This window comes from Xanthomonas sp. 3307, assembly GCF_014199735.1.
Classification (GTDB): domain Bacteria; phylum Pseudomonadota; class Gammaproteobacteria; order Xanthomonadales; family Xanthomonadaceae; genus Xanthomonas_A; species Xanthomonas_A rydalmerensis.
In genome coordinates this window covers 383,021-405,519 of sequence record NZ_JACHOG010000002.1, presented here as the reverse complement: position 1 = coordinate 405,519, position 22,499 = coordinate 383,021, and the positions used below count along the sequence as shown (strand labels likewise).

Genomic DNA, 22,499 nt, shown 5'->3' with positions numbered 1-22,499 from the left:
TCCCGCGCGTTGATCCAGTTCGAGCGCCTGCACAAGTCCTATTCCGTCGCCGGCCAGCCGGTCGTGGCGCTGCATCCGCTCGACCTGCGCATCGACGCCGGCGAGGTGTTCGGCATCATCGGCCATTCCGGCGCCGGCAAGTCGACCCTGATCCGGCTGATCAACCGGCTCGAGGAGCCCAGCGGCGGCCGCCTGATCATCGACGGCGAGGACGTCACCGCGCTGGATCGCGCCGGGCTGCGCACGCTGCGCCAGCGCGTGGGCATGATCTTCCAGCACTTCAACCTGCTGTCCTCGCGCACGGTCGCCGGCAACGTCGCGTTCCCGCTGGAACTGGCCGGCACACCGCGCGCGGAGATCGACGCGCGGGTGGCCGAACTGCTGGAGCGGGTGGGGCTGGCCGCGCATGCCGGCAAGTATCCGGCGCAGCTGTCGGGTGGGCAGAAGCAGCGCGTCGGCATCGCCCGTGCCCTGGCCACGCGCCCGCGCATTCTGCTGTGCGACGAGGCTACCAGCGCGCTGGATCCGCAGACCACCGCCTCGGTGCTGGCGCTGCTGGCGCAGATCAACCGCGAACTGGGCCTGACCATCGTGCTGATCACCCACGAGATGGAAGTGATCCGCCGCGTCTGCGACCGCGTGGCGGTGCTCGATGCCGGGCGCCTGGTCGAGAGTGGGCCGGTTACCGAGGTGTTCCTGCATCCGCAGCATCCGACCACCAAGCGCTTCGTCTCCGAGGCCGAACACGTCGACGAGGCCGAGCTGTACCGCGACCTCACCGCGGTGGACGGGCGCATCCTGCGGCTGACCTTCCTCGGCACCGATACCTACGCGCCCCTGCTCGGGCGCATCGCCCGTGCCACCGCGGTGGACTACAACATCCTGTCCGGGCGCATCGACCGGATCAAGGACACCCCTTACGGCCAACTGACCGTGGCCCTGGTCGGTGGCGACATGGATGCGGCGCAGGCCGCCTTCGTCGCCGCCGGCGTGCATGTGCAGGAGCTGCGCCGATGAGCCCGTTCGCCACCGCCGCCGCCGGCTTCTTCCGCAATCTCGATGCCGGCAAATGGAGCGAGATCGGCCGCGCCACCGTCGACACCCTGTTGATGCTCGGCGGTTCGCTGCCGCTGACCCTGCTGATCGGCCTGCCGCTGGGCGTGCTGCTGTTCCTGACCGGCCCGCGCCAGACCCACCAGAAGCCGCTGCTGTACGGCAGCCTGGCGCTGGTCATCAACGTGCTGCGCTCGGTGCCCTTCATCATCCTGATGATCGCGATGATCCCGCTGACGCTGTGGGCGATGGGTACCTCGCTGGGCGTGCGCGGCGCGATCCTGCCGCTGGTGGTAGGGGCGGCGCCGTTCTACGCGCGGCTGGTGGAGACCGCACTGCGCGAAGTGGACCGCGGCGTGGTCGAGGCCAGCCTGGCGATGGGCGCGACCACCTGGCAACTGGTGACGCGGGTGCTGCTGCCGGAAGCGCGGCCGGGCCTGATCGCCGGCGCCACGGTGACCACCATCGCGCTCATCGGCTTTACCGCGATGGGCGGCGCAATCGGCTCCGGCGGCCTCGGCGACCTGGCCTACCGCGACGGCTACCAGCGCTCGCATGCCGACGTGGCGCTGGTGACGGTGGTGATCCTGCTGCTGCTGGTGCAGGCGCTGCAGATGCTCGGCGACCGCCTGGTCGCGCATTACAGCCGGCGCTGATGTCCTCCTGGTTGTCGTCGTAGGAGCGGCTCTTGTCCCTTTGCGGGATCAGCTGCGACCGCTGGCGGTAGCGCGGTCACGGCTGACCTGCAAGCGCACACGAGCGTCGCTCCCACAACACGACGCAATCTAAGGTCTTTCGCCGCAGAGCGAGGCCGGGTCTGCTAGCGTGCTGACAGAGCTGGCCGCTGCCCTTCTCCTTCCCCACGTTTTCCGGATACCTGCCATGACCCGATTCCCGTTCCGTCTCCTGCTCGCCAGCGCCGTGCTTGCCCTCGGCGGCTGCGGCAAGCCCGATGCCGGCGCCGCCAGCGACCACCTCAGCGTCGCCGCCACCGCGGTGCCGCACGCCGAGATCCTGGAGGTGGTCAAGCCGATGCTGGAACAGCAGGGCGTGACCCTGGACGTGCGCGTGTTCAACGACTACGTGCAGCCCAACGACCAGGTGGTGCAGAAGCAGATCGACGTGAACTACTTCCAGACCGAGCCCTACCTGCAGGCCTACAACCGCGACCGCAAGAGCGATCTGGTCACCGTGGTCGGCGTGCACATCGAGCCGTTCGGCGCCTACTCGCGCCGCTACAAGTCACTGGACGCACTGCCGCAGGGCGCCGACGTGGTGATCCCCAACGACCCCAGCAACAACAGCCGCGCGCTGATCCTGCTGGACAAGGCCGGGGTCATCAAGCTCAAGGACCCGCGCAATGCGCTGTCCACCCAGCGCGACATCGTCGCCAATCCCAAGCAGCTGAAGTTCCGCGAGCTGGATTCGGCGATGCTGCCGCGGGTGCTGGACCAGGTCGACCTGGCGCTGATCAACACCAACTACGCGCTCGACGCCGGCCTCAACCCGACCCGCGACGCGCTGGCGATCGAGAGCAAGGATTCGCCATACGTGAACTTCCTGGTCGCGCGTGCCGACAACAAGGACGATCCGCGCGTGCAGAAGCTGGCCAAGGCGCTGACCAGCCCGGAAGTGAAGGCCTTCATCCAGCGCAAGTACCAGGGCGCGGTGCTGCCCGCGTTCTGATCGGCCCACGCGCATGCCGCTGCTGCTGGCCATTCCGCTGGCGATCGTGATCGCGCTGGCGGTGACCGCGGTGTTGCTGCCGCTGTCGCTGCTGCAGCGGTTCCGCGTGGGCACGGCGCGACGTCAGGCGCGCGGTTGGCTGATCGCAGTGCAACTGTGGTCGGCGCTGCTGTCCAGCGTGGTGCTGCTGGTCTTCGCCCTGATCGCCGCGCACTGGTGGGCCGGTGCGGCCATCAGTGCGTTGGCCGGCTGGGGTATCGGCGTGCTGCTGGGTGCGCTCGGCATCGTCGCCACCCGCTTCGAGCCGCTGCCGCACGGGCTGCACTACACGCCTAACCTGTGGCTGGTGCTGGGCATGACCGCGCTGGTGGCGGTGCGCATCGGTGCCGGGGTGTGGCAGGGCTGGCGCAGCCTGGTCGATGGTGCGGCCTGGCCCACCGAGGGCTGGATGAGCCACGCCAGCCTGCTGGCCGCGGCGGCCTTGTTACTCGGTTATGCCTGCGCCTATGCCTGGCTGTTGCGCCGGCGCCTGCGCCGTTTCGATCGCTACCGCGGTTTCGATCGCTCGCCGCGTTGAGGGCGAGCGCGCCTGCAAGGCGACGCGGTACCGCTTCTGTCGATCGTGCTGCCAGCAGCTTTCAGCGCAGAGTCGAGCCCTGTGCACGCACGAAAACAAACGGGCCCTTTCGGGCCCGTTTGCGCAAACACTTGAGACGGAACGCTTAGAAGCGCGCGCCGACGCCGAAGCTGAACAGCCACGGATCCAGCTTCAGGTCTTCGCCGGTGCCTTCGCCGGCCACCTTCACTTCCGGACGCGAATGCATGTAGCGCGCATCGGCACGGGCGAACCAGGTGGAGTTGATGTTCATGTCCACGCCGACGGTGCCGATGGCGCCCTTGGCGGTGTCCAGGCTCACGTGCTGGCCGGTACCGGCAAGCGCGTCGATCTTCTCGTTGCTGAAGTTGGACTCGTAGTAACCGACGCCGACGAACGGACGGAACACGTTGTCCGCCTGGCCGAAGTGGTACTGGCCGCTCAGCGCGATCGGCTGCTGTTCGACGGTGCCGACCTTGCCAACGCCGTCCGCCTTGACGCGGTGGTTGAACTTGTCGGCAGCGCCCCACAGTTCGACCGCCCAGTTGTCGTTGATCAGCCAGCTGGCGCTGATGGTCGGCGCCGGGCCGCCATCGACGTCGAGGCCGGCCGCCGGCTTGGAGTGCGTGTCGAGCAGGGTCGCGCTGCCGACGACGGAGAAATGCTTGCCGGACGCGGTATCGGCATCCTGTGCGAATGCGGCGGGCGCAAACGCAAGGGCGGACACGACAGCCAGGCTCAGGATCTGAATGGACCGCATGGGGTATCTCCTCATCTTTTTCTTGTGGGGCCACGGGAGTGGGCGCGCACACCGTATCGATGAGAAGATGAATCGTCGCCGACCCTCGCCGGACCAATGCAGGCGACGTTCAGGCACTTGCGCCTGATGCTTGAAATAACGAGGTTTTAAGGCTTTTGGCTGTTCATCCTGATGTGTGCAACGTGACGACGCAGCCGCTGTTGCAGGGTCTGCCCGCGCAGATACGCGACGATTGCCGGGTGCTGGTGCTCGGCTCCATGCCAGGCGCGGCGTCGTTGCAGCAGGCGCGTTACTACGCGCATCCGCGCAACCGGTTCTGGCCGCTGATGGCGGCGCTGTGCGGTTTCGATGTGGCATTGGACGTCGAAGCGCGGATGCAGGCGCTGCACGCCGCCGGCGTCGGCCTGTGGGACGTGATCGGCCAGTGCCGGCGCCGCGGCAGCCTGGATGCGGCGATCGTGCGCGGCAGCGAAGTTCCCAATGCCTTGCCCGAACGCATCGCGCAGTTGCCGCAGTTGCGCGTCATCGCCTGCAACGGCGCGGCGGCGGCACAGGCGTTCGCGCGTTTCGCGCAGCCGCAACTGACGCTGCGCGATCCGCCGCTGGTGCTGCTGGCGCTGCCTTCCAGCAGTCCGGCCAATGCCGCCTTCGCCTGGCCGCGCCTGCTGCAGGCATGGTCGCCGCTGCAGCACTGGCTGCGCCCGGCCGTGACGGACGGTTGAATCAGCGCCGCGCGCGCAGGCGAAGCCACAGGGTCTGCAGCGCCAGCGCGGCGGCCAGCAGCAGCGCGACCCATGCCGCGGTCTGCGCACCGGCGAGCGTGCTCTCTGCCTGTTTGACGTAGACCGCGGCCAGCGCCCACAGCGCCGCCGCTGCATAGGCAAGATTGCCGCGCATCGCCCGATTCATGCCCAGCAGCAGCGCCGCCGCCAGCGCGAACAGCACCAGGCTCCACGGCAGCATCCGCTCGGTCGAGAGCCAGCGGTAGGCCACGACCACCTGCGCGGTGTTCAGGAACGCCGCCAGCGACAGCCAGCCGGCGTGCAGCGACAGCGGCAGCCAGGCCCACAGGGTCTGGCCCGGTTCGGTCGCCCGATCGCGCGACAGCCGCAGCGCGGCCAGCAGCATCGCCGCCAGCGCGGTCCAGATCACTGCCAGCGCCAGCAGGAAGTGCTGCTGGGAGAACACCGGCATCCACGCCGCGGTCAGCGCGAAGCCCAACGCGGCCGGTGCCCGCACCTGCGCCAGCGCGCTGCCGCGGCGGCGCCGCGCGCTGAATTGCCACAGGCCGAAGGCCAGGTCGAGCAGGAAGATCACGCCCCAGATCGCAAAGGCGTAGCCGGCGGCGACGATCAGGGTCGGGTAACGGTCGGAGATGGCGCCGTTGGTCGGGCCGAACGCGCCGCGTTGCCCGAACCAGGCGACCAGCGGCATCGCCAACGCCATCAAAAGCACCAGGATCCGCATGCCTGCCCTCCGGAAATCTGCGGCGAGCCTAGCGGCGGCCCCGTGAAGGCGGTGCACCGGCGGCGGGCGCCGCGGGCCGGCAACATGCGCCGGCGTACTGTCCGCCGGCAGTCGCGCCGCGCAGGCGATCGGGCTTTTTTGCCCGGCAAAGGTTGGCGCTGCGGCTGCGGGCCGCCACAATAGGGGTTTCCCCCTCATTAGTTGCCGGAGTTGCCCGCATGGCCGAAATCAAGGAAGCACTTGTCCCCGATATCGGTGACTACAGCGACGTCCCGGTAATCGAAGTGCTGGTGGCCGTCGGCGACACGGTGAAGAAGGACCAGAGCCTGGTCACCCTGGAGTCGGACAAGGCGACGATGGAAGTGCCGTCGCCGTTCGCCGGCGTGGTCAAGGAGATCAAGGTCAAGGTCGGCGACAGCCTGTCCGAGGGCAAGGTGGTGGCGCTGATCGAAGTGGCCGAGGGTGGCGCCAGTGCCGCACCCGCTGCGCCTGCGGCCGCCAAGGCCACGCCCGCGCCGGCCCAGCAGGCCGCCGCGCCGGCCGCCGCGCCCGCGCAGAACGCGGTCAAGCCGGCCCCGGCCGCGGCTGCGCCCGCCGGCGTGGTCGAAGCGCGGGTGCCGGACATCGGCGACTACAGCGACGTGCCGGTGATCGAGGTGCTGGTCGCGGTCGGCGACACGGTGAAGAAGGACCAGAGCCTGGTCACCCTGGAGTCGGACAAGGCGACGATGGAAGTGCCCTCGTCGGTGGCCGGCGTGGTCAAGGAACTCAAGGTCAAGGTCGGCGACAGCCTGTCCGAGGGCAAGGTGGTGGCGCTGATCGAAGTGGCCGGCAGCGATGCCGACGCACCCTCCGCGCCCGCGATCCAGCCCAGCGCCGAGACCGGCGGCGGCGTCGAGCCGGTGCCGACCTCCTCTGCGCCGGACAAGCTGGCCCAGCGCGAAATCGCCCAGGTCCAGGCCACGGCGCCGGCCAAGGCCGCCGCGCCGTCCGCCACCCAGAGCAGCCCGCCGGTGGCGTTCGACGCCGACAGCGTGCTGCCGCAGAAGGTGCCCTATGCGAGCCCGGCGGTGCGCGTGTTCGCCCGCGAACTCGGCGTGGACCTGTTCCAGGTCAGTGGCTCGGAACAAGGCGGCCGCATCAGCAAGGACGACGTGCAGCGCTACGTCAAGGCGGCGCTGTCCGGCGCCGCGCCGGCCGCTGCGGGTGCCGCGCCTGCCGCCGGCGGCAACGGCCTGAACCTGCTGCCGTGGCCGAAGGTGGACTTCGCCAAGTTCGGCGAGGTCGAGGTCAAGCCGCTGTCGCGGATCAAGAAGATCTCCGGCGCCAACCTGGCGCGCAACTGGGCGATGATCCCGCACGTCACCCAGTTCGAGCAGGCCGACATCACCGACCTGGAAGCCCTGCGCGTGGCGCTGAACAAGGAAAACGAGAAGGCCGGCATCAAGCTGACCATGCTCGCCTTCCTGCTCAAGGCCAGCGCCGCGGCGCTGAAGCAGTTCCCCGAGTTCAACGCCTCGCTCGATGCCAGCGGCGAGAACCTGACCCTGAAGAAGTACTTCCACATCGGCTTCGCCGCCGACACCCCGAACGGGCTGGTGGTGCCGGTGATCCGCGACGTGGACAAGAAGGGCGTGGTCGAGCTGGCGCGCGAGAGCGGCGAGCTGGCCAAGAAGGCGCGCGACGGCAAGCTGGGCCCGGCCGACATGAGCGGCGGCTGCTTCTCGATCAGCTCGCTCGGCGGCATCGGCGGCACCGCCTTCACCCCGATCGTCAATGCGCCGGAAGTGGCGATCCTGGGCGTGTCCAAGTCGTCGATCCAGCCGGTCTGGAACGGCAAGGAATTCGCGCCCAAGCTGCTCTTGCCGCTGTCGCTGAGCTACGACCACCGCGTCATCGACGGCGCTGCCGCCGCGCGTTTCACCACCTACCTGAGCCAGGTGCTGGCGGACATGCGCCGCGTGCTGCTGTAAGTCCTGCCGTCACGGCGCCGCGTCCGTCGCGGTGCTGGTTTTCCCCCACTTGCGCGCGCCGCGTGTTTGCGCGGTCGCGCCGACGAACTGCAAACGCCCATCGCCGCGGCGATGGGCCACAGGAGAAGCTGCATGGCGGTCATTGAGGTCAAGGTCCCGGATATCGGCGACTACAGCGACGTTCCGGTCATCGAGGTGCTGGTCGCCGTCGGCGACACGGTGAAGAAGGACCAGGGCCTGGTGACGCTGGAGTCGGACAAGGCCACGCTGGAAGTGCCGTCCGCGGCCGCCGGCGTGATCAAGGAACTGAAGGTCAAGCTTGGCGACATCCTGTCCGAGGGCGCGGTGATCGCGCTGCTGGAGACCGCGGACGGCGCCGCGGCCGCGCCCGCCGCGGCCCCGGCCGAGGTGCCGGCCAGCAAGCCGCCGGTGGCGCCGTCGCACCGCGCGCCGGCCGAGCCGCCGGCGCCCAAGCCGGCGCTGGCCAGCGGCCAGCCCGCCGACATCGAATGCAAGATGGTGGTGCTCGGCGCCGGCCCTGGCGGCTACACCGCCGCGTTCCGCGCTGCCGACCTGGGCCTGGACACGGTGCTGATCGAGCGTTACGCCAGCCTCGGCGGCGTCTGCCTCAACGTCGGCTGCATTCCCTCCAAGGCGCTGCTGCACGCGGCCGCGGTGATCGACGAGGTCGCCCATGCCGGCGACTTCGGCGTGGACTTCGGCAAGCCGAAGATCACCCTGGACAAGCTGCGCGAGTACAAGGAGAAGGTGGTCGGCAAGCTCACCGGTGGCCTGGCCAGCATGGCCAAACAGCGCAAGGTGCGCACCGTCACCGGCGTGGCGTCGTTCGTGTCGCCGAACGAACTGGAGATCGTCGGCGCCGACGGCAAGACCCAGTTGCTGCGTTTCGAGCACTGCATCGTCGCTGCCGGCTCGCAGGCGGTGAAGCTGCCGAATTTCCCGTGGGACGACAAGCGGGTGATGGACTCCACCGACGCGCTGGAACTGCAGGACATCCCCAAGACCCTGCTGGTGGTCGGCGGCGGCATCATCGGCCTGGAAATGGCCACCGTGTACAGCGCGCTGGGCAGCAAGGTCACCGTCGTCGAGTTCATGGACCAGCTGATGCCGGGCGCCGACAAGGACCTGGTCAAGCCGCTGGCCGACCGGCTGAAGAAGCAGGGCGTGGAGGTCCATCTCAAGACCAAGGCGGCCGAGGTCAAGGCCGACAAGAAGGGCATCACCGTGTCCTTCGAAGCCGCTACCGCGGGCGAAACGCCGGCGCTGGCCGCCACCACCTACGACCGCGTGCTGGTCGCGGTGGGTCGCGCGCCCAACGGCAAGAAGATCGGCGCCGACAAGGCCGGCATCAACGTCACCGAGCGCGGCTTCATTCCGGTCGACCGGCAGATGCGCACCAACGTGCCGCACATCTTCGCCATCGGCGACATCGTCGGTAACCCGATGCTGGCGCACAAGGCCACCCACGAGGGCAAGCTGGCCGCGGAAGTGGCCGCCGGCGAGAAGAAGGAGTGGGTGGCGCGGGTGATTCCGTCGGTGGCCTACACCAACCCGGAAATCGCCTGGGTCGGCGTCACCGAGACCGAGGCCAAGGCCAAGGGGTTGAAGGTCGGCGTGGCCAAGTTCCCGTGGGCGGCCAGCGGCCGCGCCATCGGCATCGGCCGCACCGAGGGCTTCACCAAGCTGATCTTCGACGAGGAGACGCACCGGGTCATCGGCGGCGCCATCGTCGGCGTGCACGCCGGCGACCTGCTGGCCGAGATCGGCCTGGCGATCGAGATGGGCGCGGAGGCCGAGGACATCGGCCACACCATCCATGCGCATCCGACCCTGAGCGAGTCGGTCGGCATGAGTGCCGAGGTCTACGACGGCACCATCACCGACCTGTACATCCCGAAGAAGAAGTGATGCCGCCCCGCGCGACCGTGCCGCCACGCGCGGTGCGGTCGCTGCCGGGGTGAACCGACGCACGGAGGTCGCCGTGGGGCAGGACAACCTGTGTCCCGAACTGCAGGCGCTGCTGCAGCGCGAACTGGCCAGCGGCAATCGCATCGCCGAGCCGCCGCAGCGGACCGACTGGCCGCAGCCGGGCTCGGTGTTCGTGTCGCTGAAGCACGATTTGCGCAGCGACGTGGCGTCGCTGCCGGCGGTGGTGCAACACGCGATCTGCACCGATCCGCACTACGGCTGGCACGACGAGTGCTACTGCACGGCGCACCAGCATCTGCTGGTGGCGGGGGCGACCAAGCCGCCCTGAGTGTGTGTCGGCTGCGCGACGCGGCTGTCGCCGCGCCGGCCATTGACCACGTACCCGTTAAACGACAGAACCCCGCATCGCTGCGGGGTTCTGCATGAACATGAAGCTGCTTGCGGGTCCCGGGTCCCGGGTCCCGAACCAATCAGAACGCGAAGGTCACGCCCGCGACCGGGCCCTTGAACTCCTGCTTCAGGCCGATGCTGGCATTGTCGCGCTTGCGGTCCACGTCGAGCTTGAACCAGTCGTAGCCGGCGAAGATGCCGAAGTTGCGGGTGAAGCGGTATTCGACGATGGCGTTGGCGCGGCTCAGGTCGCCGTCGTACTTGTCGAAGTTGCCCCACTTGGTGTTGAGGTACTGGCCCTGGATGTTGAACAGCCAGTGCTCGCTCGGGTGCGCGGTGAAGCGCAGGCCGACCACCGGCGCGGCGCCGTCCTCGCTCTCGTCCAGGAAGGTGCCGGCGTACACCGGGCCCAGGTCGGCGTAGGCGTTGGCCTGCACCTTGGCCCACTCGGCACCGATCTGCAGGCCCATGCTGAACTGCGGGTTGTCGATCACCGAGTAGTCGTACACCAGGCTGGCGACCTGGTACTTCAGTTCGCCCTTGACGAAGCTGCCGGTCGGCACGGTCACGCCGCCGAAGCTGACGTCCTCGCCCAGCTCTTCGCGGCGGTCCTTGTCGTACTTGAAGTAGTCGAAGATCAGGCGCTGGCGGGTGCTGAGGCGGAACACGCCATCCACGCGCGGCTCCCATTCCTTGCCGCCGAAATTGAAGTCCTGCGCGCCGGAAATGGCGTTGCCATTGATCACGGCATTGCCGCGCAGGGTGTTGTCGTTGTCCACGTTCATCGCGCCCACCCGCAGGGTGAAGCGGTCGTCGCCGTCTTCGGCGTGGGCGGGCGTGGCGTAAGCGGCGGCGAGCGCGAACGGCAGCGCCAGGGCAAGCAAGTGTTTCATGGGGGACAAGCTCCGTCGTCTTGGGTTCTTGGGATAGGTCGTCGATGGCTGGCGCCAGCGCGTGGCGTCACTATCCTTAAATCCGCGTCCACCATTCGTGAAAGTATGGTTGCCCGTGTCGCCACCCACGTCCCAGAACGCGCAACGAAAAGAGCCCCGGAAAGACCGGGGCTCGGTGGGCCTGCGCTGTGGGCCGACGAGGATGGGCGCAGTCCCTGTCCGATCAGACAGGGCAGTGGACAGAAAGTTCCTCCGCAAAGACGTGTTGCAACGCCGCATTCGGCGCCGGCCGTGGGCGACGGCCGTGCTATCGTCTACGGGCGGATGGGCATTCGGGCGCGGTCAGGACCACTGGCGGTTGTCTCGCAAATTGTCCCATTGCTATAATTCCGCGGCTCGACGGACGCGAAGCCGTCCTCAATCCACCACCAAATGCAGGATTTTCTGTGCTGAACTCCGTTGATGCGGGTCGGCGGCTGATGCTGCGCGCAGCGATTTACCCGCTGGTGGCGGTGGCCGTGATGTCCCTGCTGTTCTTGCTGCTGGGGCCGAAGTACGCGATGGGCGCTGCCGCAACCGGGCTGGCGACCGTGGCAGGGGGATGGCTGGCAGCACGTACCGCGCTCAATGGCGGTGTGCAGGCGGCGGGTTCGGCATTGGCGCGGTTGATCGTGGCCATGGTGCTGAAGTGGGTGTTGGTGTTCGCGGTACTGGCGCTGGGCTTTGCCTGGTGGCGGCTGCCTCCTCTGGCCCTGTTGGCGGGTATCGCCGTCGGGCTGATGTTCCAGGTTCTGGCTCTGGCCAGACGTTGATCGAATCAAGAAAAGGCTCAGGACACATGGCGGGCGAGGCAGAAACCCCTACCTCCTACATCCAGCACCATCTGCACAACCTCACCTTCCAGGTGCAGGAAGGCGGGTTCTGGCAGGTGCACGTCGATACCATGGTCATGTCGGTGCTGTCCGGCCTGCTGATGGTGTTCGGCTTCTGGCTAGCCACGCGCAAGGCCACCGCCGGCGTGCCGGGCAAGTGGCAGGCATTCGTGGAGATCCTGCTGGAGTTCGTGGACCGTCAGGCCAAGGACACCTACCACGGCACCAGCAAGCTGGTGACCCCGATCGCGATCACCCTGTTCTTCTGGATCCTGATGATGAACCTCATCAAGATGATCCCGGCGGACTTCCTGGCGATCCCGCTGAGCTGGGCCGGCGTGCACTACTGGAAGCCGGTGCCGACCGCCGACGTCAATGCCACCCTGGGCATGTCGATCAGCGTGTTCTTCCTGATGATCTTCTTCTCGCTGCGCTCCAAGGGCGTGGGCGGCATGGCCAAGGAATTCCTCACCGCGCCGTTCGGCAAGTGGATGCTGCCGTTCAACCTGATCCTCAATGTCGTCGAGTGGCTGAGCAAGCCGGTGTCGCTGGCGATGCGACTGTTCGGCAACATGTTCGGCGGCGAGATCGTGTTCCTGCTGATCTGGGTGCTCGGCGGTGCCGGCATCTTCGGCGCGCTGGCCGGCGGTGCGTTCGGCTTCGGCTGGATGCTGTTCCACCTGCTGGTGATTCCGCTGCAGGCGTTCATTTTCATGATGCTGTCCATCGTGTATCTGAGCCTGGCGGAAGACAGCCACTGACGTTTCTGTTTCACGCGTTCTAAGCAACCCTTCGTTCGATTCACCATCCTCAAGCAACTTTGTTCCTGGAGAAAACCATGTACTTCGCCGTCCTGACCAACCTCGCCCAAGTCCAGAGCTCCACCGTCCTCGCCGTCGGCATCATGATCGGCCTGGCCGCGCTGGGCGCCGGCCTCGGTCTGGCCATCATGGCCGGCAAGTTCCTGGAATCGGCCGCGCGCCAGCCGGAACTGATCCCGGTGCTGCAGGTCCGCATGTTCATCACCGCCGGCCTGATCGACGCCGCGTTCATCATCAGCGTCGCGGTCGGCCTGCTGTTCGCGTTCGCCAACCCGATGATCGGCGAGTTCGTCGCGCGTCTGCCGCAGGGCGGTTGATCCCGTCGTACCGGCGTGCGGTCGCCACCGGCGGCCGCCGCTACGGATGAAGGTTCGGACGCGCTGCCGTGCTGGCGGCGCGTCCACCCCGTCACCATTGGCTGAGCGTACCCCATGAATATCGGTCTCACCCTCTTTGCCCAGGCGCTGGCGTTCGCCGGTCTGATCTGGATCGTCGCGACCAAGATTTGGCCGCCGCTGATGCAGGCCATCGAAGAGCGCCAACAGAAGATCGCCGAAGGCCTGGCCGCCGCCGATCGCAGTCAGAAGGATCTGGCGCAGGCGCAGGAAAAGGTCAACGAAGCGTTGAAGGACGCCCGCATCAAGGCCAACGAGATCATCGATCAGGCCCATGCGCGCGCCAATCAGATCGTCGAGGCGGCCAAGCACGAGGCGATCGTCGAAGCCAACCGGCAGAAGGAACTGGCCCAGGCCGAGATCGACGCCGCGGCCAACCGTGCGCGCGAGGACCTGCGTCGCCAGGTGTCGCTGCTGGCGGTGAGCGGTGCCGAGAAGCTGCTCAAGCGCGAAATCGACGCCAACGCCCACAAGGCGCTGCTCGACGAGCTGGCGGCGGAGATCTGAGATGAGCCAGGCCCTCACACTGGCGCGTCCCTACGCCCGTGCCGCGTTCGCCGCGGCCAGCGACGCCGGCAAGCTCGCGCCCTGGTCGCAGGCGCTGGCGTTCTCCGCCCAGGTCGCGGCCGACCCGCGCGTGGCCGCGTTGCTGCACAACCCGCTGCTGCAGCGGGAGCAGGCGGTGTCGCTGCTGGCGCCGGAAGCCGCCGACGAGCAGTACCAGCGCTTCCTGAGCCTGCTGGCCGAAGGCCAGCGGCTGCCGCTGCTGCCGGAGATCGCCGGGCTGTACGACCAGCTGCGGGCCGAGGCCGAGCGCGTGGTGCAGGCCAACGTGACCTCCGCGACGGCGCTGAGCGATGCCGAGGTGGCCTCGCTGAAGGTGGCGCTGAAGCAGCGCTTCGGCCGCGAGGTCGAAATCACCACGGCGGTGGACGCTTCGCTGATCGGCGGCGCGGTGATCGACGCCGGCGACGTGGTCATCGACGGTTCGTTGAAAGGCAAGCTGTCGCGTCTGCAATCCGCACTGGCCCACTAAGAAACGGGAATGGCGAATAGAGAGGAGAGAACCCGGCCCGGCGGCGACGCCACCCCCGATTCCCGATTCCCCATTCCCGATTCTCAAAGAAGCTAACCACACGTCGCCATCCGCCGCTGCGCGATGGACGATCCGAAGGAAACCAAGATGGCAACCACGCTCAACCCCTCCGAAATCAGCGAACTGATCAAGAACCGCATCGAGCAGGTCAAGCTGGCCGCGGAGTCGCGCAACGAAGGTACGGTCACCAGCGTGTCCGACGGCATCGTGCGCATCTTCGGCCTGGCCGACGTGATGCAGGGCGAAATGATCGAACTGCCGAACGACACCTACGCCCTGGCGCTGAACCTGGAGCGCGACTCGGTCGGCGCCGTGGTGCTCGGCGACTACGAGAGCCTGCGCGAAGGCGACGTGGCCAAGACCACCGGCCGCATCCTGGAAGTGCCGGTCGGCAAGGAGCTGCTGGGCCGCGTGGTCAACGCGCTGGGCGAGCCGATCGACGGCAAGGGCCCGCTGGGCACCAACCAGACCGCGCCGGTGGAGCGCGTGGCGCCGGGCGTGATCTGGCGCAAGTCGGTCGACCAGCCGGTGCAGACCGGCTACAAGTCGGTCGACGCGATGATCCCGATCGGCCGCGGCCAGCGCGAGCTGGTCATCGGCGACCGCCAGACCGGCAAGACCGCGCTGGCCATCGACGCGGTGATCAACCAGAAGAACACCGGCATCAAGTGCGTGTACGTGGCGATCGGGCAGAAGGCCTCGACCGTGGCCAACATCGTGCGCAAGCTGGAAGAGAACGGCGCGCTGGCGCACACCATCGTGGTCGCCGCGACCGCCTCCGAATCGGCGGCGATGCAGTACATCAGCGCCTACGCCGGCTGCACCATGGGCGAGTACTTCATGGATCGCGGCGAAGACGCGCTGATCGTGTACGACGATCTGTCCAAGCAGGCCGTGGCCTACCGCCAGATCTCGCTGCTGCTGAAGCGCCCGCCGGGCCGCGAAGCCTACCCGGGCGACGTGTTCTACCTGCACAGTCGCCTGCTGGAGCGCGCCGCGCGCGTGTCCGAGGACTACGTGGAGCAGTTCACCAAGGGCGAGGTCAAGGGCAAGACCGGTTCGCTGACCGCGCTGCCGATCATCGAGACCCAGGCCGGCGACGTGTCGGCGTTCGTGCCGACCAACGTGATCTCGATCACCGACGGCCAGATCTTCCTGGAAACCGACCTGTTCAACGCCGGCATCCGCCCGGCGGTGAACGCCGGTATCTCGGTGTCGCGCGTCGGCGGCGCCGCGCAGACCAAGATCATCAAGAAGCTCTCCGGCGGCATCCGCATCTCGCTGGCGCAGTACCGCGAGCTGGCGGCGTTCGCGCAGTTCGCCTCGGATCTGGACGAAGCCACCCGCAAGCAGCTCGAGCGCGGCCAGCGCGTCACCGAGCTGATGAAGCAGAAGCAGTACCTGCCGATGTCCATCGCCAACCAGGCGCTGTCGATCTACGCCGTCAACGAGGGCTACCTCGACGACGTGCCGGTCAACAAGCTGCTGGCGTTCGAAGAGGGCCTGCATGCCCACTTCGCCAACACCCAGGGCGAGCTGATCGCCAAGGTCAACGACACCGGCGACTGGAACGGCGACATCGAGGCCGCGTTCAAGAAGGGCATCGGCGAGTTCAAGACCACCGGTAGCTGGTAAAGAGCCGGGATTCGGGATTGGGCATTCGGGATTCGTAAGAGCGGTGGTTCAGGGGATGGGTCGATCCCGATCACCGCTCCGGATCTTCAGATTCAGATAGTTGGGTTTGTAGGCGAGGTGGGTTTGGGAGCTTTAGCGAATCCCCAATCCCGAATCCCGAATCCCACGAGCGGAGCGAGCGAGTAATGGCAGGCGGACGCGAAATCAAATCCAAGATCAAGAGCGTGCAGAACACCCGCAAGGTGACGCGCGCGCTCGAGATGGTCTCGGCCTCCAAGATCCGCAAGGCGCAGGATCGGATGAAGACCTCGCGTCCCTACGCGCAGGCGATGAAGCAGGTGATCGGGCATCTGGCGCAGGCCAGCACCGACTACACGCATCCGTTCCTGGTGCAGCGCGAGTCGGTCAAGCGCGTCGGCTACATCGTGATCTCCTCCGATCGCGGCCTGGCCGGCGGCCTGAACAACAACCTGTTCCGCAAGATGCTGGGCGAAGTGCGCCAGTGGCAGGACCAGGGCGCGGGGGTGGACGTGGTCACCATCGGCCAGAAGGCCTCGGTGTTCTTCCGCCGGCTCAAGGTGGACATGGTCGGCAGCGTCAGCCACCTGGGCGACCTGCCGCGCGTGGAGCAGCTGATCGGCGTGATCAAGGTGATGCTGGATGCGTTCACCGAAGGCAAGCTGGATCGCGTGTATCTGGTCTACAACCGCTTCGTCAACACGATGACGCAGAAGGCCAGCTTCGACCAGCTGCTGCCGCTGCCGGCGGCCGAGAGCCAGGTCGCGCACCACGACTGGGACTACCTGTACGAACCCGATGCCGCGACCGTGCTCGAGCACGTGATGACGCGCTACATCGAGTCACTGGTGTACCAGGCGGTGCTGGAGAACGTGGCGTCCGAGCATGCGGCGCGCATGGTCGCGATGAAGGCGGCCAGCGACAACGCCAGCAAGCTGATCAGCACCTTGCAGTTGGTCTACAACAAGGCGCGTCAGGCTGCGATCACGCAGGAAATTTCCGAAATCGTCGGCGGCGCAGCGGCCGTGTAGTGCCGGGATTCGGGATTGGAGAGTCGGGATTGGCAAGAGCAGCGCAGCGCGCTTTTACCACTCCCGAATCGCGAATCCCCAATCACGAAATCCATGGGATGGCGCAGGCCATCCGGACAGAACTAAAGCTAACCGGAGCAGCAAAATGAGTCAGGGCAAGATCGTTCAGATCATCGGCGCGGTCGTCGACGTCGAATTCGCGCGTGCCGATGTGCCGAAGATTTACGACGCACTGAAGGTCGAAGGCACCGCCATCACGCTGGAAGTGCAGCAGCAGCTGGGCGACGGCATCGTGCGCACCATCGCCCTCGGTTCCACCGACGGCCTCAAACGCAACCTGATCGCCACCAACACCGGCCGCGCGATCTCGGTGCCGGTCGGTGCCGGCACGCTGGGCCGCATCATGGACGTGCTGGGCCGTCCGATCGACGAGGCCGGCGACGTGCAGGCCAGCGATCACTGGGAAATCCACCGCGCGGCGCCGACCTATGAAGACCAGTCCTCGGCCACCGAGCTGCTGGAAACCGGCATCAAGGTGATCGACCTGATGTGCCCGTTCGCCAAGGGCGGCAAGGTCGGCCTGTTCGGCGGCGCCGGCGTCGGCAAGACCGTCAACATGATGGAGCTGATCAACAACATCGCCAAGGCGCACTCGGGTCTGTCCGTGTTCGCCGGCGTGGGCGAGCGTACCCGCGAGGGCAACGACTTCTACCACGAGATGAAGGACTCCAACGTCCTGGACAAGGTGGCGATGGTGTACGGCCAGATGAACGAGCCGCCGGGCAACCGCCTGCGCGTCGCGCTGACCGGCCTGACCATGGCCGAGTACTTCCGCGACGAGAAGGACGCGTCCGGCAAGGGCAAGGACGTGCTGCTGTTCGTCGACAACATCTACCGCTACACCCTGGCCGGTACCGAAGTGTCGGCGCTGCTGGGCCGCATGCCGTCGGCGGTGGGCTACCAGCCGACCCTGGCCGAGGAAATGGGCGTGCTGCAGGAGCGCATCACCTCGACCAAGTCCGGCTCGATCACCTCGATCCAGGCCGTGTACGTGCCCGCGGACGACCTGACCGACCCGTCGCCGGCGACCACCTTCGCCCACCTCGACGCCACCGTCGTGCTGTCGCGTAACATCGCCTCGCTGGGTATCTACCCGGCGGTGGATCCGCTCGATTCGACCAGCCGCCAGCTGGACCCGAACGTGATCGGCCACGAGCACTACGACACCGCCCGCCGCGTGCAGTCCACCTTGCAGAAGTACAAGGAACTGAAGGACATCATCGCGATCCTGGGCATGGACGAACTGTCCGAAGAGGACAAGCAGGCCGTGTCGCGCGCGCGCAAGATCGAGCGCTTCTTCAGCCAGCCGTTCCACGTGGCCGAAGTGTTCACCGGCTCGCCGGGCAAGTACGTGTCGCTGAAGGACACCATCCGCGGCTTCAAGGCCATCGTCGACGGCGAGTACGACCACCTGCCGGAGCAGGCCTTCTACATGGTCGGCGGCATCGAGGAAGCGGTCGAGAAGGCCAAGAAGATGGCCGAGAAGGCGTAAGCGCCGGGATTCGGCATTCGGGATTAGGGATTCGCAAGGCGGCATCGAGGACAAGGGAGTGGGTGTGAGGACCAAGCGGCGCGACCGCTTGTGCCAATCCCCAATCCCGACTCCCCAATCCCGCCTCGCGCCAGCGAGGTAATCATGAGCACCATCCGTTGCGACATCGTCAGCGCCGAGCATGAGATCTACCACGGCGACGCCACCCTGGTGGTCGCGACCGGCGAGCTGGGCGAGCTGGGCATCGCGCCTAAGCACGCGCCGCTGATCACCCGGCTCAAGCCCGGCAAGGTGGTGGTGACCACCCCGAGCGGCGAGCAGCTGGACTTCGCCATTTCCGGCGGCATCCTCGAGGTGCAGCCGCAGGTGGTGACGATCCTGGCCGACACCGCGATCCGCGCGCAGGACATCGACGAGGCGTCGGTGCGCAAGGCCAAGGAAGAAGCCGAGCGCTTGCTTGCCAACCGCGGCGAAGGCATGGACGTGGCCGAGGCGCAGGCCAAGCTGGCCGAGGTCACCGCGCAGCTGCAGGCGCTGGAGCGCCTGCGCAAGAACCTCAAGCACTGAGTTCCGTGCCACGCGGCCAGCGGCCGCATGCGCGACGACGACGCCGGCGTTTGCCGGCGTTGTCGTGTCTGGAGCTGTGGTGCTCCGCGCTTACGTGGTGCGTCCGCGCGCGTGCGCCTGGATCATCGTCGCCGCATCGATGCGGAATGCGACGCAGCGCACGGCGCTGGCTTGCTGGTCGCTGACTCGGCCGCGATGTCATGCGACAAGACCCGAGTGCGGTCATCGTTCGGTCCGCGGACTACGGCAAGATGACCGCCCGATCTGCGGTCCATCCCCCGCCCGCAGACGGTTACCGGAGAATCGAGATGCCCCTGTCCGCTTCCGTTCCTCGTCCCTGCGTGCACGCGTTGACCGCCGTGCTGGCCGGCGCCCTGTTGATGGGATGCGCGTTGCCCGCGCGCAGCGCCACCCCGTTGGAGCCGCTGCTGGATCGCATCGCCGAGCGCAATGCGATCGGCGACCAGGTCGCGCTGAGCAAGTGGGACAGCGGCAAGCCGGTGCTGGACGCCACGCGCGAGGCCGCGGTGCTGGCGAGCGTGCGCGAGCAGGCGCCGGCCCACGGCCTGGATCCGGACGATGCCGCGCGTTTCTTCGGCATGCAGATCGAATCCAACAAGCTGGTGCAGTACGAACTGCTGTCGCGCTGGCACCTGCGTGGCCGCGCGCCCAACAGCCCGCGCCCGGACCTGACCGCGCTGCGTGCGCGCCTGGATCAGCTGCAGGGCGAGATGCTGGATGCGCTGCAGGCCAGCGCCGCGGTGCGCCAGGCGCCGGATTGCCCGGCCACCACCGCCCGCGCGGCCGAGGCCTATGCGCTGCGCTGGCAGTTGGACCAGCTGCACCGCACCGCGCTGGTGCGCAGCCTGGGCGATTTCTGCCACTGAGTCTTCGGTAGTGGGCCGGCGACGGATGGCCTGCGTTGGAGGGAGGCGAAGTTGTTCTGGCGATCAGCGCCCCAGATGCGGGCCCGTCGTTCGGGCTTCGATCGTCGCGACTGAAGGGTCTCTCTAATAACACTCGTTGCCGCGGCGCAGCCGGACACATCTTTATCCTCGTAGGAGCGGCTTCAGCCGCGACCGGCGTTTCCGGTAGAGCTTGTCGCGGCTGAAGCCGCTCCTACAAAGGGACTGCGTGGTTATTCGAGGTTCCCTGAAGTCGCCCCCACAGGGACGCTCCCGGCATCCGCTGGCTCTTGTGGGAGGGGCTTCAGCCCCGACAGCCATCGATGCCGATTGCGCGCAGCGGCGTGCCGTCTGTATGCCCGCCGTGCTGCCAGCGCTAGCGGTAGACCAGCTGCCGGCCGAGGAAGAACGACACCACCGCCAGCATGCCTTCGACCAGCGGCTTGGCCAGCCAGGCCAGGCGCAGGCCCAGCGCGTGCGCGCACAGCGCCACCAGCCAGGTGCTGAGCACGGTAAGCACCAGCCACATGGCCATGAAGCGGCCGAAGCGGCGCCAGCCCAGGCGTGCGGCGTCGTCGCTGGCGAAGGTGATGCGGCCGTTGAGCCAGAACCCGAGCAGGGCGCCGCAGACGCGGCCCAGCACGTTGCCCGGCACCGTCGGCATGCCGGCCGCGGTGGCGGCGACGAACACGCTCCAGTCGATCAGCAATTGCAGCAGGCCGATCAGCAGGAACTGGCTGCCCTGGCGCAGAAGACCCATGAACATCCGCAGGAGGAGACGATCGCGCATGCTAGCGCCTGCGGCGTCGATGTACAGCCCGCCGCGTGTGGCGCGGTCGTGACGGCAGGCGTGGCCGGCAGCCTCTAGAATTCGTCGTCCACCCGCAACGGAACCGTCCCATGAGCCTGCCACTGCACGTCGTGATCCTCGCCGCCGGCGCGGGCAAGCGGATGAAGTCGGTCAAGCCCAAGGTGCTGCAGCCGATCGCCGGCCGGCCGATGCTGGCGCACGTGATCGAGACCGCGCGCCAACTGCAGCCGGACGCGATCCACATCGTCCATGGCCATGGCGGCGATGCGGTGCTGGCGGCCTTCGCCGACCAGCCGGACCTGCTGTGGGCCGAGCAGGCGCAACAGCTGGGCACCGGCCACGCGGTGCAGCAGGCGATGGCGGCCGTGCCCGACGCGGCCACGGTGCTGGTGCTGTACGGCGACGTGCCGCTGATCCGCGCCGAAACCCTGATCCGCCTGCTGCATGCGCCCGGCCGCGTCGCGGTGCTGGTGGCCGAACCGGAGGATCCCACCGGCTACGGCCGCATCGTGCGCGACGCCGCCGGCAAGGTCGCGGCGATCGTCGAGCAGAAGGATGCCGACGACGAGCAGCGGCGCATCCGCACCATCAACACCGGCATCGTCACCGCCGAGTCCACTGCGTTGAAGCGCTGGCTGGCGCAGTTGCGCAACGACAACGCGCAGCGCGAGTACTACCTGACCGATGTGTTCGCCGCGGCTGCCGCCGAGTTCACTCCGGCGGAAATGGTGCTGGTGGCCGATCCGATCGAGGCCGAGGGCGCCAACGATCCATGGCAACTGACGCAACTGGAACGCGCCTGGCAGTTGCGCGCGGCGCGTGCGCTGTGCGAACAGGGCGTGCAGCTGATCGACCCGCATCGCCTGGACCAGCGCGGCCGCGTGCGTGTCGGCCACGACGTGTGCATCGACGCCAACGTGATCCTGGAAGGCGAGGTGGAACTGGGCGACGGCGTCAGCATCGGCCCGTTCGTGCGGCTGAAGGACGTGGTGCTGGGGCCCGGCACCGAGGTGCGCGCGCATTGCGACCTGGAAGGCGTGGTGGCCGAGGGCGCGGTGCAGATCGGTCCGTTCGCCCGGTTGCGACCGGGCACGGTGCTGGCCGATGGCGTGCACATCGGCAATTTCGTCGAGACCAAGAAGGCGGTGCTCGGTGTCGGCAGCAAGGCCAATCACCTGACTTATCTGGGCGATGCCACCATCGGCAGCGGCGTCAACGTCGGCGCCGGCGTGATCACCTGCAACTACGACGGGGTCAACAAGTCGCAGACGGTGATCGGCGATGGCGTGTTCGTCGGCTCCAACAGCGCGCTGGTGGCGCCGCTGGAGATCGGCGAGGGCGCCACCATCGGCGCCGGCTCGGTGATCACCCGCAGCGCGCCGGCCGGCAAGTTGAGCGTGGCACGGGTGCGGCAGGAAACCGTCGAGGGCTGGAAACGCCCGGGCAAGCGCGACTGAGGCATGGCCAGGCACATCCGCCTGGCGCGCGAGCACGAGCTGGCGCGGTTGCCGGAAATCGAGCGGCGCGCCGGCGCCCTGCTGCAGGGCCATATGGCGCAGGCCGTATTCGCGGCGCATGCGTTGGAGATGGACGCCCTGCGTGCAGGACTGGCGCGCGAGCAGCTGTGGGTGGCGCTGGACGACGATGGCGATTGCGCGGGCTATCTGCTCGGCGGGTGCCTGGACGATGGTTTCCATGTGCAACAGATGGATGTGGATCCGCGCTACGGGCGTCGCGGCCATGGACGTGCGCTGCTGCGGCATGTGCGCGCCGCCGCGGCAGCTGCTGGTTTCCAATGCATGCTGCTGACCACCTTGCGCGACGTGCCGTGGAATGCGCCGTTCTACGCCAGCGAAGGCTTCGTCGAGTTGCCGCCTACGCAGTGGGGGCCGCAGTTGTGCGCGACCTTGCAACAGGAAGCCGCACTTGGCTTCCCCATGCACCTGCGGGTGGCGATGCGCTGTCCGCTGCCGTTGCGCTGAGCGGGGTGCGGCAAGTCGCCGTCTCTCAGGTTGCAGCGGCTGCCATG

General features: G+C 67.6%; 24 protein-coding genes. 20 read left to right on the top strand and 4 right to left on the bottom strand.

The window, feature by feature from the left end:
- The first annotated feature begins 9 nt into the window (after window positions 1-9).
- The 4 genes from GGR64_RS06600 (at window position 10) to GGR64_RS06585 (ending at window position 3,316) form a co-directional block, all read left to right on the top strand.
- The gene (locus tag GGR64_RS06600; RefSeq protein ID WP_184450343.1) at window positions 10-1,017 is read left to right on the top strand and encodes a methionine ABC transporter ATP-binding protein; all 1,008 of its coding nucleotides are present in this window, start codon (window positions 10-12) and stop codon (window positions 1,015-1,017) included.
- The gene (locus GGR64_RS06595; protein WP_184644695.1) at window positions 1,014-1,709 is read left to right on the top strand and encodes a methionine ABC transporter permease; all 696 of its coding nucleotides are present in this window, start codon (window positions 1,014-1,016) and stop codon (window positions 1,707-1,709) included. Before GGR64_RS06600 ends, GGR64_RS06595 begins: the two co-directional genes overlap by 4 nt.
- Before the next feature lie 226 nt (window positions 1,710-1,935).
- Window positions 1,936-2,739 (top strand): MetQ/NlpA family ABC transporter substrate-binding protein, encoded by an 804-nt coding sequence (locus GGR64_RS06590; RefSeq protein ID WP_160969274.1) that lies wholly within the window; start codon window positions 1,936-1,938, stop codon window positions 2,737-2,739.
- Window positions 2,740-2,752: 13 nt separating this feature from the next.
- The gene (locus GGR64_RS06585; protein ID WP_184644693.1) at window positions 2,753-3,316 is read left to right on the top strand and encodes a DUF1453 domain-containing protein; all 564 of its coding nucleotides are present in this window, start codon (window positions 2,753-2,755) and stop codon (window positions 3,314-3,316) included.
- Between the two features lie 145 nt (window positions 3,317-3,461).
- Here the strand turns inward: GGR64_RS06585 and GGR64_RS06580 are convergent, their stop codons facing one another.
- Window positions 3,462-4,094: an OmpW family outer membrane protein gene (locus GGR64_RS06580; RefSeq protein WP_184450341.1), complete on the bottom strand. Its 633-nt coding sequence runs from the start codon at window positions 4,092-4,094 to the stop codon at window positions 3,462-3,464.
- Between the two features lie 182 nt (window positions 4,095-4,276).
- On the opposite strand from GGR64_RS06580, the gene GGR64_RS06575 reads away from it, so the two are divergent.
- Window positions 4,277-4,816, top strand: a complete 540-nt coding sequence (locus GGR64_RS06575) for a DNA-deoxyinosine glycosylase (RefSeq protein ID WP_184644691.1) — start codon at window positions 4,277-4,279, stop codon at window positions 4,814-4,816.
- Between the two features lies 1 nt (window position 4,817).
- On the opposite strand, the gene GGR64_RS06570 is transcribed toward GGR64_RS06575, so the two are convergent.
- Complete coding sequence (locus tag GGR64_RS06570; protein ID WP_184644689.1) at window positions 4,818-5,561, bottom strand: hypothetical protein; 744 nt, start codon at window positions 5,559-5,561, stop codon at window positions 4,818-4,820.
- A 218-nt stretch (window positions 5,562-5,779) separates the two neighbouring features.
- Between GGR64_RS06570 and aceF the strand changes: the two genes are divergently transcribed.
- The 3 genes from aceF (at window position 5,780) to GGR64_RS06555 (ending at window position 9,812) form a co-directional block, all read left to right on the top strand.
- Entirely contained in the window at window positions 5,780-7,534 is a 1,755-nt protein-coding gene (aceF, locus tag GGR64_RS06565) for a dihydrolipoyllysine-residue acetyltransferase (protein ID WP_184644687.1), read from the top strand.
- A gap of 132 nt (window positions 7,535-7,666) precedes the next feature.
- Window positions 7,667-9,463, top strand: coding sequence for a dihydrolipoyl dehydrogenase (gene lpdA / locus GGR64_RS06560; protein ID WP_184450333.1), 1,797 nt, complete (start codon window positions 7,667-7,669; stop codon window positions 9,461-9,463).
- Window positions 9,464-9,512: 49 nt separating this feature from the next.
- Window positions 9,513-9,812, top strand: a complete 300-nt coding sequence (locus tag GGR64_RS06555; protein WP_184644685.1) for a hypothetical protein — start codon at window positions 9,513-9,515, stop codon at window positions 9,810-9,812.
- 142 nt (window positions 9,813-9,954) lie between these two features.
- Here GGR64_RS06555 and GGR64_RS06550 read toward each other — a convergent pair whose 3' ends face one another.
- The gene (locus tag GGR64_RS06550; protein WP_160969258.1) at window positions 9,955-10,767 is read right to left on the bottom strand and encodes a hypothetical protein; all 813 of its coding nucleotides are present in this window, start codon (window positions 10,765-10,767) and stop codon (window positions 9,955-9,957) included.
- Window positions 10,768-11,213: 446 nt separating this feature from the next.
- On the opposite strand from GGR64_RS06550, the gene GGR64_RS06545 reads away from it, so the two are divergent.
- The 10 genes from GGR64_RS06545 (at window position 11,214) to GGR64_RS06500 (ending at window position 19,641) form a co-directional block, all read left to right on the top strand.
- The gene (locus tag GGR64_RS06545) at window positions 11,214-11,579 is read left to right on the top strand and encodes an ATP synthase subunit I (protein ID WP_184450328.1); all 366 of its coding nucleotides are present in this window, start codon (window positions 11,214-11,216) and stop codon (window positions 11,577-11,579) included.
- Between the two features lie 26 nt (window positions 11,580-11,605).
- Entirely contained in the window at window positions 11,606-12,400 is a 795-nt protein-coding gene (gene atpB / locus GGR64_RS06540; protein WP_184644682.1) for a F0F1 ATP synthase subunit A, read from the top strand.
- 77 nt (window positions 12,401-12,477) lie between these two features.
- Window positions 12,478-12,777: a F0F1 ATP synthase subunit C gene (gene atpE / locus GGR64_RS06535; RefSeq protein WP_010340497.1), complete on the top strand. Its 300-nt coding sequence runs from the start codon at window positions 12,478-12,480 to the stop codon at window positions 12,775-12,777.
- Window positions 12,778-12,891: 114 nt separating this feature from the next.
- Window positions 12,892-13,362, top strand: coding sequence for a F0F1 ATP synthase subunit B (locus GGR64_RS06530; RefSeq protein ID WP_017910291.1), 471 nt, complete (start codon window positions 12,892-12,894; stop codon window positions 13,360-13,362).
- 1 nt (window position 13,363) lies between these two features.
- On the top strand, window positions 13,364-13,891 hold the full coding sequence (locus tag GGR64_RS06525; protein ID WP_017910292.1) for a F0F1 ATP synthase subunit delta: 528 nt from the start codon (window positions 13,364-13,366) through the stop codon (window positions 13,889-13,891).
- Window positions 13,892-14,038: 147 nt separating this feature from the next.
- Window positions 14,039-15,586, top strand: a complete 1,548-nt coding sequence (atpA, locus tag GGR64_RS06520) for a F0F1 ATP synthase subunit alpha (protein ID WP_184644680.1) — start codon at window positions 14,039-14,041, stop codon at window positions 15,584-15,586.
- A 185-nt stretch (window positions 15,587-15,771) separates the two neighbouring features.
- Entirely contained in the window at window positions 15,772-16,635 is an 864-nt protein-coding gene (gene atpG / locus GGR64_RS06515; protein ID WP_048492349.1) for a F0F1 ATP synthase subunit gamma, read from the top strand.
- Between the two features lie 145 nt (window positions 16,636-16,780).
- Window positions 16,781-18,187, top strand: coding sequence for a F0F1 ATP synthase subunit beta (atpD, locus tag GGR64_RS06510; RefSeq protein WP_160969252.1), 1,407 nt, complete (start codon window positions 16,781-16,783; stop codon window positions 18,185-18,187).
- 144 nt (window positions 18,188-18,331) lie between these two features.
- Window positions 18,332-18,754: a F0F1 ATP synthase subunit epsilon gene (locus GGR64_RS06505; RefSeq protein WP_019796279.1), complete on the top strand. Its 423-nt coding sequence runs from the start codon at window positions 18,332-18,334 to the stop codon at window positions 18,752-18,754.
- Window positions 18,755-19,062: 308 nt separating this feature from the next.
- Window positions 19,063-19,641, top strand: coding sequence for a chorismate mutase (locus GGR64_RS06500; RefSeq protein WP_184644678.1), 579 nt, complete (start codon window positions 19,063-19,065; stop codon window positions 19,639-19,641).
- Window positions 19,642-20,035: 394 nt separating this feature from the next.
- Here the strand turns inward: GGR64_RS06500 and GGR64_RS06495 are convergent, their stop codons facing one another.
- Window positions 20,036-20,419 (bottom strand): GtrA family protein, encoded by a 384-nt coding sequence (locus GGR64_RS06495; protein WP_160969295.1) that lies wholly within the window; start codon window positions 20,417-20,419, stop codon window positions 20,036-20,038.
- A 140-nt stretch (window positions 20,420-20,559) separates the two neighbouring features.
- Here GGR64_RS06495 and glmU point away from each other — a divergent pair, with 140 nt between their 5' ends.
- Window positions 20,560-21,927, top strand: a complete 1,368-nt coding sequence (gene glmU, locus GGR64_RS06490; RefSeq protein WP_184450321.1) for a bifunctional UDP-N-acetylglucosamine diphosphorylase/glucosamine-1-phosphate N-acetyltransferase GlmU — start codon at window positions 20,560-20,562, stop codon at window positions 21,925-21,927.
- 3 nt (window positions 21,928-21,930) lie between these two features.
- A complete protein-coding gene (locus GGR64_RS06485; RefSeq protein WP_184644676.1) occupies window positions 21,931-22,452 on the top strand; it encodes a GNAT family N-acetyltransferase in 522 nt (173 codons plus the stop codon).
- Window positions 22,453-22,499: the final 47 nt, after the last annotated feature.